Consider the following 14,714-nt stretch of genomic DNA (forward strand, 5'->3'; position numbering starts at 1 on the left):
TGCTACAATTCAGGTATAAGTCTAATAAATCCAAATAAAATAATGTATGGTCAAAGTCTAATTATCGCGCTAAGCATATTCACCTTCAGTCAGCTCACCGCATGTCAAAATTATTATTTAAGTCAGCCCAATGAACCTACTGAAGCGGCCTTGGTTGCCAACTCGTATAAAAATGGTTTAAGTGCTGAAATCGAGTTGGATTATCTCAGCGTATTTCAAAATCTGAGACAAGCATATCGTCGATGTATCGGTTTCACACGTGATGATGACCTAGTCTTTACTGAAAATAAGCTTGAAGAGCATATTGAAATGGCAACCCTATTTGCTCGAACAGAACGTGGTGAGTATGTTCATAAGGCAACTGTAGAAAAGTTATCACCTACATTGACAAGATTTACCTTGTATTTGCCTCAACGTTATCCTTTTCCCAATGCGCGTTTTGAACAGGATATTAAACGAGCATTGGGCAAAGATGAATACTGTAATATTTAAACCTTGTTAAGCCCCATCTGAACTCATTTGTTCAGGATATTCCTTGCGTTTACCACCTTCATAGCTGGCAAAACGAGGTGTTTCACGTGAAAACGTTGGAGCATCGCTTGGCCAAGGCCAGTCACCAAAATGGGTCTCACGATATCGTTTGAATGCAACATCAAGTTCTTCTTTGCTGTTCAATACAAAAGGCCCTCGCATTGCAACTGGTGCACCAATAGGTTCACCTTCTAACCATAAGATTCTCGCTTCTTGATCACCTGCTTCAAGTTGAATTTCGGTGTCAGCTTTAAGCTCTACAAGATGTTTGAATTGAATGGTTGAATCAGCAATATTTAAAGTTGAACCCTGATAGAAGTAAGCAAATCGAGTGGAGGTCGCGGTGGTAGCTGGAATTTCAAGATGTGCGCCAGCTTCTAAAGTAATTAAGTATATATTCACTTTATTTTCTGCTGCAGCTGCCCAAGAATGTGGTGGGCGACTTAATGCATTTTGATTTTGATATTGTCCTGAAATAACTCGTACATCAATGCTGCGAGACTGGTGATCAGTTGCTTTCACATGTGGAATTTGTTCACGCCAAAACATTTTGTAATCAGCAGGTTGTTTTTTTTGTTCTGGAGATGAGTTAAACCAAATTTGAAATAATTCAAAAGGATTCTCTCGATCCTGATGAATTAACGGGAACATTTCACAATGTTCAACACCATTTCCCGTACTTAGCCATTGCACATCGCCCGCAGCATATCGTCCACCATTCCCCAAGGAATCAAAATGGTCGACATAACCTTGTTCCACCAAAGTAATGGTTTCAAAACCCGTGTGCGGATGTTCGGGAAAGCCAGGGACGACATTACCATAATACATATTGAATTCTTGATTGATTGCAGGATGAACTGGTCCCATTTCAGCATTCCCGGCAGGGTAGTGATCAATATGATGAGCAGTAAAGATGAAAGGATCTTTTAAATCTAAACGAAAAGTAATAGGAGTTATATTATAGATGGGTGAGGTAGACATGCCGACTCCATGATATTTGAATTATTTAAGATCCAAATTAAAGACAAATCACTCACTCCACCATCTCTATTTTGTGAGAATAATGTATATCAATCCTCGGCTTGATTATTTTCTGTAGGTGATCCGGACTGAGTCAAAAGCATATTGGCTAATTTCACCATTTCACCTTGGATATTACCCATTTGCTTTTCTAAAGCTGCAAAATCGATGTTGTTTAAATTCACTTGGCCGTTTAGTAATGGTGAAGCTAATACATTTTCATTTGCCGTTAAAATATTAGAACGAATCTGGGAAATTTCTTGGCTTTTTAGGTCAAGTCCTGTCAATGCCTCATTAAATCCTAGTAATTGAGATTTCAAACTTTGCACTGACTGATCTAACTTTTGTGGATCTTTATTATTTACAGCTTGTTCTAAATCAGATTGTAGCTGTTGAATTTGCTCAATGTATCGACCTGCTTTCAGTTGTACATCTGCCACATCACGTACAATATAAAACATATTGCCTGACTTTAAGTCAGCTGGATCAGTGACTTGGACAGGAGAAGATTCTTCAGCATTAGCTGCTGTTGATTCCTTTTCTTGATCGGGTTGTGGTTGCGGCTGACAACCTAACATCACGACACCGAAGCCAAATAATGCAAAAGGGGTAACAATGCTTTGAAATACTTTCATTAATAAAACCAAATCGTTAATCACTTCATTCCAAGATACGATACAAATATGAGTTAAATCTGAATATTTGCAAAGCAATAACAAAAATTTTGATGTGAAAGAGTAACTTATGATTTTGACAGATTAATGAAGATATTTATTGAATTGAATAAGAAATAATCAAGTGACAAGATCGTCACTTGATCTTGATGAGATTATTTCGCCAGTTCAGCATTAATTGCATCAACAATACGCGCATCATCTGCAGTGATGTCTGGTGCAAAACGAGCAACGACTTCCCCTGTTTTTGAAACTAAGAATTTCTCAAAATTCCATAATACTTCAGGGGGATTATTAGGCGTTAAACCATAATCAACCAGATCTTTCCACCAAGGCCCCTCACCAATACGCTCTGGAATGGCGTTTGTTAAAGTTTTATATAGCGGATGTTTATTCTCCCCAACCACTGGAACTTTCGCAAAAAGAGGGAAGTCCACTTGATAATTTACTGAACAAAATTGTTCAATCTCTTCATTGCTTCCTGGTTCTTGTTCAAGAAAGTCATTGGAAGGAAAACCAAGAATTTCGAATCCTTGTTGTTTTTTTTCACTATAGAGTTTTTGCAGACCTTCGTACTGAGGTGTAAGGCCACATTTAGACGCTACATTCACGATCAATAATACTTTGCCTTCGTATTGTGATAAATCAACAGGCTGCCCCTGAATTGTATTTACTGGAATGTTATAAACTGAAGCCATTTCAATGTCCTAATCATAAAGTACTTAAAATATGTAGATTGAAAATACCATGGCATATAGATCTCACCAAGGTGTCTACAGTGAAAAAAACAGGCCTGACGGCCTGCTTTATGAGTTAAGATTTTGTCCCGACTTGGTTTTTAAGATTCTGCATGTCCTGTAACAAGCTTTGTTGTAACTCAACAGCTTTCTTTTGTAGTTCAGTGATTTCATTCATATCAGGCTTTTCTTTAACACCTGCTTCTGCGAGGTCCAATCCAAGCTCATTCGATTCTTTCATTTTATCTCGAAGAGATGCACCTTCAGTACTTTTGAGCGCAAGTTTGTCGAGATCATCATTAAATTGATCCACATAGTTATCCATCTTCTCAACCACTGCGTCTAATTCAGCTTTGTTATTGTTTTGCGCAGCTTGCGTCACTTCATTTTGAAATGCCAAAGCCTCTTGAGCTTTTGTATTTGAAATTTGATCCAGTAAATCTAAGTCATGTTGAATATCTGCATTTACATTGGTACTTAATGTATTGCTTTGAACTGTTTCAGCGGCAGTAGGTGAGGATTGATCGTTAGACTTTTTATCACAAGCGGTTAGAAAAACAGCTGTAGTGCATAGTGATGCAATGAGAAGTTTTTTCATAATTTATCCTTTTTATATGCTCGGTTCAATGCACTCACATTCACGATGAAGCACATTAAAAAATATTCAGTTAACCCGTTGATGGGAAAATTCAAGCATTTACGATCTCATAGCTCACACACAGCTTCTAGTGTTGTTTTGTAGAGGAATCCCTGTAAAAAAGTGAAAAGTGTTTTAAAATAGAACAGCACTCTACTTAATTTTTTAAGTAAAAATCTTAGACTTAGATGGCTGTTCTGCAGTCATTAACAATGAAGGGGAGTGTGTTTCATGGAATGAAAAAGTCTAAAAATTGATGAAAACTTGATCTTAACGATTAAATAAAAATTAGGATGAAAATATGACATTTGAAAAAAAGCATTTGCTCTGGGCTTTAACATTGCCAGTCATTGCTGTATTGATTTGGTCGTTGAATATAGCCATTACACGATATGTTGCAGAGTATATTTCACCTGTCAGTATTAGTTTTTATCGTTGGATTATTGCCTTTTTGATTTTAACACCCTTTATCCTGCCTAAAGTCATCAAACAGCGGAATCTGGTAAGACAAAATATAGTGAAATTAGCAGTGCTGAGTGCATTTGGTATGGTGCTTTATCAGGGGTTGGCTTACACCGCAGCACATTACACAACTGCAACCAATATGGGCATAATTAATGCCTTTATCCCAATTTTCACCATTTTTGTTTCACTGATGATTTTAAAAGAGTTTCCAACTCGATTTGCAGTGGTGGGTAGTATTTTATCATTTATCGGGCTGATTTATGTCATCGGCCAGGGGCGTCTAGATACACTGATGCATCTGGGTGGGCATTGGGGCGACATGATTATGATCGTCGCGGTATTCTTCTATGCTTTTTATGGTGTATTTCTCAAAAAGTGGCAACTCGAGCTCCCTTTAATGATTAGTCTTTATATTCAGATTGGTTTTGCAGTGTTGTACCACTTACCATTCGTTGCGGTATTGGGGCTCGATGCAATTGATCTGAATAACGGCTTAAGTGTGTTATATGCGGGAATTTTCCCTTCGATTATTGCGCCCTTAGTATGGATGTTGGCTGTTCAACATTTAGGCCCAAATCGAACCAGCATCTTTATGAACTTAATGCCAATCTTTACCGCCATCATTGCTTATGTTTGGTTAAAAGAAGCATGGACGATTTATCACAGTTTAGGCGGAATCGTGATTTTGATAGGTATTGCTTTAGCACAGAAAAAAACTTCATTCATAAAGGCTAAGAGTGTTTAAAAAACAGACAATTGATTTATTTTTTTATTATACTTAAAATCTATAAAAGATTATTGATCTAAATTAACTATCATTAGGCTTTTTAAAAAGTAAAATTAATAATTAAAAATAGGTACTTAATTATATCAATTGAACTAGTAATTAATCTTTATAAGAAAAATGATGATTTGAAACTCTAAGTCTTAGTAATTGTGTAATATTTTTTTTTGTAGCATAATATGCGTACTGCAGAGAAAGCGATAATACACTCTTTTTCTGTACAGATGAATTTCTGAACCCTCTGGATGTGATTAGCACATCCTTTTATATGCTCAGTCAATACCTTTATGACTGAGCTTTTTTTTGTCTTAAATAATAAGTTTTAAGTCTCAGCATATCATGCTTTTTAAGCGCGAATGACATCACCTGTTTCTGCATCTAATATTCGGCTAGGTTCTTGGCTCAGGCCTAAATCTCCATTTAAATAATTTAATTCAGCACCAAAGTACTGATTGACTTCTTGCAATGAGCGAGCGGGGTCTAAACCAGCAGGATTTGCACTGGTTGAAACAATGAACCCATCAAATGCGTTACACAGTGCGATGCAAAGAGGATGGTTGGTGACTCGGATAGCAACCTTAGGATGTTTGCCTCGAATCCAAAGTGGTATTTGCTCATCAGCTGGGAGAAGCCATGTGGTGGCGCGATCTTGATAAGATGTTTGTGACCAACTTTCAATCACCGCATCACGGCGGTCTTGAGGAAGCTTTGATAATAAATGTTCAACCTGACTGACTTGACCAGCCAATAAGATCACCCCTTTTTCGATAGGACGTTGTTTTAATCTTAAAATTTCTTTAAAAGCATTTTCATTAAAAGGGTCGCAACCTAAGCCCCATACTGCTTCTGTAGGATAAGCCAAAACTTGACCTTGTTTTAGACATTGAGCAGCCTCAGCAACTGAGGTTGTTAACATAAGCGTTCACCATTCTCTTGATTGAAAAGACTATTGTGAACCTTAATTTTAATTACGGCAACGTAGGTATAACCCAGATTGTTGAATACAGCGTCCTAAAAGTTCTAACTCCATCAAGTGGCTGGTGAGTGTCGCGGTGTCTAAATCAAGGGTTGCTGCAATTTGATCGAGATCGCGACCAACCCAATCTAATTGTTGAAATACAGCTAACAAATGTATAGGAATCGAATGCTCATCATCCTCATGCTTACTTAACTTTGGACGGTCTACTGAATGAGCTATTTCGTCATTTTGGAATTCATTAGGATTGTTTTTTCGTGACAGTGATGCTTGATGATGCTGCCATTGAGTCGGCAGGGCTAAATCTTCAATAATCTGCTCAGGATGATCAACTAAGATGGCACCTTCACGAATCAACTGATGGCAACCTTGATGAAATTCACTATAAATATGACCTGGAATTGCAAAGGTCGTTTTACCTTGATTTGCAGCAGCTTGGGCCGTAATTAATGAACCACTGCCCAATTGAGCTTCGGCCACCAATATCCCTAAACTTAAGCCACTTACGATTCTATTTCTGCGTGGAAAATTATGCTGAAGCGGTTTTGTACCGGGTAAAAACTCAGAAATGATGGTCCCGTTCTGCTTCAAGATTTGATCATGTAATGGGCGATTTTGTGATGGGTAAATTAAATCTAATCCTGTACCGATAACGGCGATTGTTCTGCCATGTTGCAAAGCACCTTGATGGGCTGCTTCATCAATCCCTTGTGCTAATCCACTCGTGATATAAAAACCTTGATCACTCAGATAATACGCAAAATCATATGCGACTTGTTTGCCATGTGGACTTGGTTTACGGCTTCCAACAATGGCAATTTGTGCTTCAGACAAGTGCTGTGCTTTACCTTTCCCAAATAAAATTGGGGGGCGGTCATGATAGGGCATCAATTGCTGAGGATAGTCTGGATCTTGCTCAGTGAGCATAAAATCAGAATGTTGATGAATTTGATACAGAATTCGCTCAAATTCTTGTTGCTGTTGATCAGAGAAAAATTGAGATGCACGCTCGATATGGTTTTTATGTAAGTTGAGCTGATGCCATTGATGTAGATGATTTTGCTGTACAGCATCTTGAGCTGAACCAAAATGCTGAACAAGTTTTTGATAAGCACTGAGTGAATGTTGAACGAGATACCAGAGTTTAATATAAGCCAACTGATGGTCGTTAATCTCGCTCAACATATCTGCACCTAATTTTAATTTTCAACCATTGGTGATGGTTCTAATACAGCACCCACTTTAATTGGGAGTGCGCTGTCTAGCACGTAAGCGTAACTTAATTGATCGAAAGTTTTAAAAATCATTAAATTGCCCACACGCTGATTAGGCAGTTGAATATTTTCTTTGGTCTTCGGATCTTTAACCACTTCGCCTTGTTGGAAAATACTTAACACGTGACCATTTTTTGCACCGTGAACGTTTCCTCGGTTAATTGTGACAACACTATGTTGAGCTGCTGTACCAATAGAGCCCATAACACGAATCACTTGACCGCCTGGCTGAATATCCGTTGTTGCCGTTGGATAGAAGAGGCTTGGTAATTCATTTTGAAATTTAGGTAAAACGTAATCACCGCGACGAACTTCGGCATTAAAACTTTGTTTAAGCTCTAAAGTTGAAATTTCATTTTCGTTGGCAACAGCGACTGCAGTAGCTACCTCAATCAGTTCAAGTGCACCTGTGTACTTTTTCCCTTTTTCATCTAAGAAAACATACGGTTCAGCTTCACGATAAACACCGTAGCTTTGTCCAGGATTAATCCCGTGACCACGTGCATAAACTGTTTGGCCTTCCCCAGCAACGATACGACGATCTGCCGAACCGAGAATATAAGGTGTGCTCTGCAAAGCATCAGGCGCAACGATGATACTTCTTTCTAGCCAAGGTTGAATATCATCCAAGGGAATAATTGGAATGGTATTCCCTAAGCTTTCTACACGTACTTGAGGTTTTAGATTGATAGCACCAAGATGACGACGAATAACGCCTTCACAACCGTCACCTTCATCTTTACCAATCAGTGGACGCCCATCTAATGTACAGAGTAGTAAGCGATCACCCGGGTAGATCCAGTGTGGATTTTTGACATGTTTATTGGATGCCCAAATTTCTTTCCAACGCCAAGGTGAGCGCAAAAATTTACCTGAAATATCCCACAAAGTGTCGCCTTTTTTGACCACATAAACGTGAGGAGCACCAGCCTTAATCGATGGTGGGCTTACATTTGGACTGGCTTGTGTTATTTGCGCGGTAAACAAGCCCGCACTTATGCAAATTGCAAGTGAAAGGCAATGTTTCTTTAACCCCAGAGCATGTGAAAAAGCCATGCCATTGAAAACCTTTTTCATTATCATAATTCCTAAAATTATGTATCTATTTGCGCTATAATACGCATATTACACGTATTATTTGATGAAGCATTAACTTCATTTAATTTTTAAGATCAATGGCATAGCCGGTGAGGAGCAGCATGGCCTTATTACCAATTTTAAGTTTTCCTGATCCCCGTTTGCGTACTATTGCCAAACCTGTAGAGGAAGTGACGGATGAAATTCGTCAACTTGCTGCAGACATGTTTGAAACCATGTATGAAGCACCAGGTATTGGTCTAGCTGCAACCCAAGTTGATCATCATATTCAGCTTATCGTCATGGACTTGTCTGAAGATAAAAATCAGCCGATGGTTTTTATTAATCCTAAAGTCACCCCATTAACTGAAGATACCCAACCTTATGAAGAGGGTTGTCTATCAGTTCCACAAATATACGATAAAGTTGAGCGTCCGTCACGCGTCAAAATTGACGCAATTAACTTAGAAGGGCAAGCTTTTGAATTAGAAGCTGATGGTCTTTTGGCAGTATGTATCCAGCACGAAATGGATCATCTGAACGGAAAATTATTTGTTGATTATTTATCTCCTTTAAAACGCCAAAGAGCGCGTGAAAAGGTAGAAAAAGTCGTTCGTCAGCGTCAAAAAGAAAAAGTTGCTGTAAAGCGTTAATTCTCTAAGAATTTTAAATATGTTGATAAAGCCCAATTTCGATTGGGCTTTGTTATAATTGCTCAAATTTTATTTGGAATGACAATTTGTTCCGCAATGGGTTGCTGCTGAGTTTCGCAGCAGTATTATTACAGATCGCTGTTTTTCTTCAGCCTTTGCTTCCAGCGCAATACCAAATTGCGCCGGTCTGCGAAACGATCACCCGTGCCTTATTCGAACAACCTAGTCATTCTGGTCTTACCACGCTCGTTCATCACGCTCATCATGTTTCCACTTCACATGCGTTACATGAACATCATGAGTTTAAGCGCTATGTTGAATCCTCGCATAGTGGGCACGATCATCATGACCCAAACCATCAATGCCAATACTGTACTGTATTTGGTAATTTGATTTTGCCACCTGAGCTGAATGTTAAAGAAATTTTTGTACGTTTAAATATACGTTTGATCGTCTTCCAAAAAGCGTTCAAACATATTTATTTCGACTTACAGCGTTTATTCCTTTTACCTCAAGGTCGGGCACCGCCACTCTTTTCTTAAATATTGTCTTTATTTTTAGGGTCTTGAATGACTCTAGCATTGTCATATTTAAATTTTGAGTGAATATATCATGGCTCAGCCAAAATTCTATTTACAGCCACTAGCGGCTGCGATTTCCATTGCCTTTATTGCGCAAACTTCATTTGCTGAAGTCCAATCTACAGCTTCAAATCCAACACCTGATACACACATGACGAACTTAGCGCCAATTTCTGCTACAGCTCTACAAGGTAATGATGCTAATGGCTTGATTGTACGGGTAAACCCGAAGCAACCCATTCAGCCTATTCCTGCGTCGGATGGCGCAGATTACTTACAAAGTATTGTAGGGTTTAGCAGCGTAAATAGTGGTGCAGGTACGAACGGTGATGTGACCTTTCGTGGAATGTTTGGATCACGAATCAAAATTCTAACAGATGGAACTGAAAATTTAGGCGCATGCCCGAGTCGTATGGATTCACCGACTTCGTATATCTCACCTGAGAGCTATGATCGAATCTCGGTGATTAAAGGTCCCCAAACTGTCCAGTACGCCAACACAGGTTCAGCAGCAACAGTGATTTTCGAGCGACGCCCAGAACAATTGAATGATGAAAAAAATTATCGAGGTCAGGCAAGTGTATTAATGGGCTCTTTTGGGCGTTTAGACCAAAATATTGAGGCAGCGGTAGGAGATGAACAAAAATATATTCGAATCAATAGCAACCGATCAGTCTCAAATAGTTATCAAGATGGTAATGGGGCGACCGTACCATCAGATTGGAAACGATGGAATGCAGATTTAGCATTGGGCTGGACACCTAATGCAGATACATGGATCGAGTTAACTGGCGGTAAGGCTGATGGTGAGGCTGTATATGCTGGGCGAGATATGGATGGTTCTAAATTTGCCCGCGAGAGCTTGGGATTAAGATTTGAGAAAAAGAATCTCTCAGAGGTAGTCAAAAAAGTTGAGGCGCAAGTCAATTACAACTTTAATGATCATGTGATGGATAATTTTAGTTTGCGTGATGTCGATGGCGCAGATCGGGCTATGAATGTGACACGTCGTACTTTAAATGCACGTTTAGCCACAACGATGGAGTGGGATAAAGCAATATTCATTACGGGTGTTGATACTCAGAATAATCAACATGCTGGTGGAATGTATCATTCAAGCATGCCAATGATGAATACTCCACTAACAGAGGATATGAAGTTTCAATCTTATGGTGGGTTCACTGAATTATCATATCCATTGAATGATCATAATAAGTTGGTCACAGGTGTTCGGGTTGATCAAGTTAAGATTAAAAACTTAAAAATGGTTCAAGAACGACAGGAAACATTACCAAGTGGTTTTATACGGCTTGAAAATCAGCATCCAGAGCATGATGCTAAAACCTATATTGGTCTAGGCTATGTAGAGCGCGTACCAGATTATTGGGAGTTGTTTAAGACAGATTATCAAGACAATGCTGTTGCTACCTTCAAGGATTTAGAAACAGAAAAAACCTTACAGTTGGATGTTGGATACCAACATAATCACGGGGCATTCAGTTCATGGGCATCAGCTTATGCCGGTTTGATTAATGATTTCATATTATTGAATTATGACCCAGCAAAAATGACTGGTCATGGTAAAAATGCTGCTGATTCTAGAAATGTCGATGCGACAATCGCAGGGGCAGAAGCTGGAATAGGTTATCAATTTACCGATGCTGTTCAGGCAGATCTTAGTGCGATGTATGCTTGGGGAAAAAACACAACTGATCATCAACCTTTACCTCAAATATCTCCGTTGGAAGCACGTGTAAATTTAAGATATGTGCAAGAGCGTTTTAACTTAGGTTTATTGTGGCGTGTGGTAGATGGGCAGGATCGTGTCAGTATTAATCAAGGTAATATTGTAGGTAAGGACTTTAAAACGAGTTCAGGTTTCTCAACGCTGTCTTTAAATGGCACTTATCAAATTCATCAAGGTGTCGATTTGAGTATTGGAATTGATAATGTTCTGGATAAAGTTTATACGGAACACTTAAATAAAGCAGGTAGTGCTGGATTTGGTTTTGCACAGAATGAGCAATTTAATAATATAGGACGTAATTATTGGGCGCGTGTGAGTATGAAGTTCTAGTCATATTCAGTTTATTTGACGTATTAAGCCTAACACCCATTTAGATCGCCGTCTGAATGGGTGTTTTCTTTAAAATTGTCAGACATAAAATATGAATGTCCTTAAATGATATTGTGATGAGGTTATCATTATTTTAAAAATAATAAAAAAGATGTAATGGATAATAAAATGACAACAATGAGTCAAGTTCATCAACTACATGGTCGTAAAGTAAAATTTGATTTCAATCATATTCCAAAGCATTGGATTGAAAATGACCCTGTTTCCACCCATATGTTGAATACAGCACATATGATTTTACCTGCGGGTGAGTTTTGGTTTTGCCGTGTATTTAATAAAGCTTTACCGTTCGTCAAAGACGAACAATTAAAAGCTGACGTGAAAGGTTTTATTCAGCAAGAAGCGATTCATGGTCGTACTCATCAACATGCACAAGTTTATTTTGATCAACATGGATTAGATGTAAAGCCGTTCATTCAACGCATGCATTATCTTTTTGAAATACTTTTGGGAGAAAATCCAGTAGGTATCAAAATGATGAAAAAAGTGGTTGGTGAAAAACGTTGGTTAATCTTCCGACTGGGTGTGATTGCAGCCATTGAGCACTATACTGGTGTGGCAGGGCAGTGGAGCTTGGACAATACTTCATTGGATAAAGCCGATCCAATCATGGCTGATCTATTCCGTTGGCATCTTGCTGAAGAAGTTGAACATCGTACGGTTGCGTATGATTTGTTTAAACATATGTTTGAATCAGAGTTTAATTTTCAAATTTCGAAAAATGCTTTGATGTCGTTCATCTTCCCTATTATGGCAGCGGTTTGGATTGAAGGCGGCAAAACAATTTTGAAACAAGATAAAGATGCAGGTAAGTTTAGACATATGGGTACTTTAAGACTCATTATGCAAATGGAAAAAATTAGCCGTAAGACTGATCATATTCCTACCTTCAGTCATTTAACTTTAGCTACTATCCGTTGGTTTAGTCCAAAGTTTCATCCAGTGCAAGAAGGTAATACTCAACAAGCTTTGGATTATCTAGCACGTTCTCCATCAGCACTTCGAGCTGAGCAAGAGGCAACATTAAGAATGTCTTAAAAATATACATGAAAAAACCGAGCCTTAGCTCGGTTTTTTATTTATTGATGCATACTTGCCAGCTGTTTTCCTGCATTTTGATATAAATCGAGAGCTTGTTCTTGTTGTGATCGCCCTTTACGCTGTAAATAAAGATCAAGCTTTGGTATTTTTTTTGCACCAGCATAAATCACAGTATTTTTAGTCAGTAGATACAGTGGATACCACGGCAGTATTCGAGGCTTAAGCCCTAAATTTTTCATTTTTTTACGGCCCATAAAGATTTGGGTAACATCTAAGTGATTCTGGTAGGCTTTCTTCTGCATGAAACGTTTAAAATGTTTATATTCGCGTTCAAATGGTTCTTTGGATAGGCTTACTGCAAGCTGACGACTACTTTCATCCACTTGAGGATGAGCATAATTCATCCATTGCAATAATTTCCAGCCTTCAGACTCTTTATCAATCAGCCAGTGTTCGTCAACACCCATCAACCAGCCTGTATATTTCCAAAAATGCATAATCGCATCGACTTCACTTTTAGTTGGAAAAATACCGATTGCTCGAATACCTAAAAGCATTACACCGCTGAAAGCAATATTTGTCATTGCCTGATCATATTGGTTAATCGGCATTCCCCAAATATCCCAGTCCCAATCTTTAGATTTTTTTAGATGGTAGCGAACTAAAGAATGGATGAAACGCACAAAAATTGTTGAAGTAAAGCCATCATTAAAGCGTTGAAATCCGTTCGGCTTAGTAACATCTAGCCACCATTTATGCGTTTCTGCTAAGCGCTTGCCTGCATATTTGCTTAGAGCACCTGTTAAAATTAAAGGTTGATTAAAGCCAGGGTATTGATATCCAGTCATTAGCGCGAGATCACGCATAATAAAAGTGACATTCGAGCCTAAACGATGTGTGAATTGAATTGCACGATCAATTTTTTCTTGATCGAACCAAACAGGCTGTTGTTCCACGAGATCAAAGAATGCTTTGATTTCAGGGACTGGTTTGGGAAGAGCATCTAAGCCTTGATATAAGGCTGTTTCAAAAAGCTTTCGATTTTCGCGTGGATTGGTCATCACCCAATCCATTAAGCGATCCATCGGCACATCACCCGTATGTAAACTTTCATTTAACTCTAAATATTCAGCATAAGTTGGAATGAAGTTTTGATCGGTCATTTTGTGTAGAAGCTTGGACAATAGATCGCTACGCTTCATTCGCTCATATGAAGCCATACGTTTTGGAATGCTAAAATTTGACATGGTGTAATTAATCTGGTTATTGTTTGATCAAAGATTAATATGAATATTTATTCGCATTCAATTCGCATTATTAGAATGGCAGCTATGAGAAAAAGACCACAACAACAAAGAGCAAAGCTGGTAGTCGATAGTATTTTGGAAGCGACTCTGATATGCATTTCTGAAATGGGCCTAGATCAAGTCACTACGCCAAAAATATCTGAAAAATCAGGGGTGAGCGTAGGCTCTATCTATCAATATTTCGAAAATAAAGATCAGATAATTTTAGAATTGTTACGCCGTAAGAGTGAAAACTTAGGTTTGTCACTTAAAGCGCTGGCGATGAATCAAGAAGAAATGGATTTAAAAACCTTAGTCGATGTTAGTCTTCAATTCGGATTTGATGTAATGAGAGAAGATAATGGTTTCTTCTTTGAAGTCCTCAAGCATTGGCATGGCTATAATAATTCAGAAGCAGCAAAGGTTTTAGAAAAGCATTTTTTTGAAGTTGGTTTATATGTATTTAATCGTTTTTATCGTCATTGGGACTTTGAAACACTCAAGCATAAATCTTTTGTGATTATTAATAGTACCTTGTTCACAATGATGAGGTTTGTAAGCAACAATGATTTTCTTATTTCAGAACAACAGCTTAAGCGGGAATTAAGTGCAATGATTTTGTCTTATTTAGACAGTGACAAGAGTTAAAGGTTTATACAAATAAAAATTGTATATAAAAAACATATAGTTAATGTGTCGTTGGTTTATTAACTATACAAACAAATAGAAAAGATTGAAAAAGTAGTTGCGTAAGAAAATAAATAGCCTATAATGCACATCCATCGGCGGTGATGTTGATTAAAACTTGTTGAAAAACAAGGATTTAGCTGAATAGGTTGGG

General features: G+C 38.2%; 15 protein-coding genes. 7 read left to right on the top strand and 8 right to left on the bottom strand.

What is annotated here, in order from left to right:
- The first annotated feature begins 42 nt into the window (after window positions 1-42).
- On the top strand, window positions 43-492 hold the full coding sequence (locus AC1M9N_RS11240) for a hypothetical protein (protein ID WP_035268213.1): 450 nt from the start codon (window positions 43-45) through the stop codon (window positions 490-492).
- A 6-nt stretch (window positions 493-498) separates the two neighbouring features.
- Here AC1M9N_RS11240 and AC1M9N_RS11245 read toward each other — a convergent pair whose 3' ends face one another.
- The 4 genes from AC1M9N_RS11245 to AC1M9N_RS11260 all read right to left on the bottom strand — a co-directional run bounded on the left by AC1M9N_RS11245 (window position 499) and on the right by AC1M9N_RS11260 (window position 3,560).
- Window positions 499-1,512: a pirin family protein gene (locus AC1M9N_RS11245; protein ID WP_481954782.1), complete on the bottom strand. Its 1,014-nt coding sequence runs from the start codon at window positions 1,510-1,512 to the stop codon at window positions 499-501.
- A gap of 89 nt (window positions 1,513-1,601) precedes the next feature.
- Window positions 1,602-2,186, bottom strand: coding sequence for a hypothetical protein (locus AC1M9N_RS11250; RefSeq protein WP_481954783.1), 585 nt, complete (start codon window positions 2,184-2,186; stop codon window positions 1,602-1,604).
- A 194-nt stretch (window positions 2,187-2,380) separates the two neighbouring features.
- Entirely contained in the window at window positions 2,381-2,923 is a 543-nt protein-coding gene (locus tag AC1M9N_RS11255; RefSeq protein ID WP_481954784.1) for a glutathione peroxidase, read from the bottom strand.
- 115 nt (window positions 2,924-3,038) lie between these two features.
- A complete protein-coding gene (locus tag AC1M9N_RS11260) occupies window positions 3,039-3,560 on the bottom strand; it encodes a hypothetical protein (RefSeq protein ID WP_092767874.1) in 522 nt (173 codons plus the stop codon).
- Window positions 3,561-3,900: 340 nt separating this feature from the next.
- Here AC1M9N_RS11260 and AC1M9N_RS11265 point away from each other — a divergent pair, with 340 nt between their 5' ends.
- Entirely contained in the window at window positions 3,901-4,809 is a 909-nt protein-coding gene (locus tag AC1M9N_RS11265) for a DMT family transporter (protein WP_481954785.1), read from the top strand.
- Between the two features lie 385 nt (window positions 4,810-5,194).
- On the opposite strand, the gene tsaC is transcribed toward AC1M9N_RS11265, so the two are convergent.
- From tsaC to AC1M9N_RS11280, 3 genes are read right to left on the bottom strand one after another with little or no spacing between them, the layout of a single operon-like run.
- Window positions 5,195-5,764: an L-threonylcarbamoyladenylate synthase type 1 TsaC gene (tsaC, locus tag AC1M9N_RS11270; RefSeq protein ID WP_035268223.1), complete on the bottom strand. Its 570-nt coding sequence runs from the start codon at window positions 5,762-5,764 to the stop codon at window positions 5,195-5,197.
- A gap of 48 nt (window positions 5,765-5,812) precedes the next feature.
- Window positions 5,813-7,009 carry a DNA-processing protein DprA gene (gene dprA / locus AC1M9N_RS11275; RefSeq protein ID WP_481954786.1) on the bottom strand — a complete coding sequence of 399 codons (1,197 nt, stop codon included), beginning with the start codon at window positions 7,007-7,009 and terminating at the stop codon, window positions 5,813-5,815.
- Window positions 7,010-7,023: 14 nt separating this feature from the next.
- Window positions 7,024-8,175 (bottom strand): LysM peptidoglycan-binding domain-containing protein, encoded by a 1,152-nt coding sequence (locus AC1M9N_RS11280; protein WP_481954787.1) that lies wholly within the window; start codon window positions 8,173-8,175, stop codon window positions 7,024-7,026.
- A 122-nt stretch (window positions 8,176-8,297) separates the two neighbouring features.
- Between AC1M9N_RS11280 and def the strand changes: the two genes are divergently transcribed.
- The 4 genes from def (at window position 8,298) to AC1M9N_RS11300 (ending at window position 12,584) form a co-directional block, all read left to right on the top strand.
- Window positions 8,298-8,828 (top strand): peptide deformylase, encoded by a 531-nt coding sequence (gene def, locus AC1M9N_RS11285; RefSeq protein ID WP_035268228.1) that lies wholly within the window; start codon window positions 8,298-8,300, stop codon window positions 8,826-8,828.
- A gap of 86 nt (window positions 8,829-8,914) precedes the next feature.
- Window positions 8,915-9,370: a DUF2946 domain-containing protein gene (locus AC1M9N_RS11290; protein ID WP_481954788.1), complete on the top strand. Its 456-nt coding sequence runs from the start codon at window positions 8,915-8,917 to the stop codon at window positions 9,368-9,370.
- Window positions 9,371-9,440: 70 nt separating this feature from the next.
- Window positions 9,441-11,486: a TonB-dependent copper receptor gene (locus AC1M9N_RS11295; protein ID WP_481954789.1), complete on the top strand. Its 2,046-nt coding sequence runs from the start codon at window positions 9,441-9,443 to the stop codon at window positions 11,484-11,486.
- 168 nt (window positions 11,487-11,654) lie between these two features.
- Complete coding sequence (locus tag AC1M9N_RS11300) at window positions 11,655-12,584, top strand: metal-dependent hydrolase (protein ID WP_481954790.1); 930 nt, start codon at window positions 11,655-11,657, stop codon at window positions 12,582-12,584.
- A 41-nt stretch (window positions 12,585-12,625) separates the two neighbouring features.
- On the opposite strand, the gene AC1M9N_RS11305 is transcribed toward AC1M9N_RS11300, so the two are convergent.
- Window positions 12,626-13,834 carry an oxygenase MpaB family protein gene (locus tag AC1M9N_RS11305; RefSeq protein ID WP_481590710.1) on the bottom strand — a complete coding sequence of 403 codons (1,209 nt, stop codon included), beginning with the start codon at window positions 13,832-13,834 and terminating at the stop codon, window positions 12,626-12,628.
- A gap of 84 nt (window positions 13,835-13,918) precedes the next feature.
- On the opposite strand from AC1M9N_RS11305, the gene AC1M9N_RS11310 reads away from it, so the two are divergent.
- Window positions 13,919-14,521, top strand: coding sequence for a TetR/AcrR family transcriptional regulator (locus AC1M9N_RS11310; RefSeq protein ID WP_035268244.1), 603 nt, complete (start codon window positions 13,919-13,921; stop codon window positions 14,519-14,521).
- Window positions 14,522-14,714 lie beyond the last annotated feature (193 nt).

It is taken from the genome of Acinetobacter sp. ANC_7655, assembly GCF_056784015.1.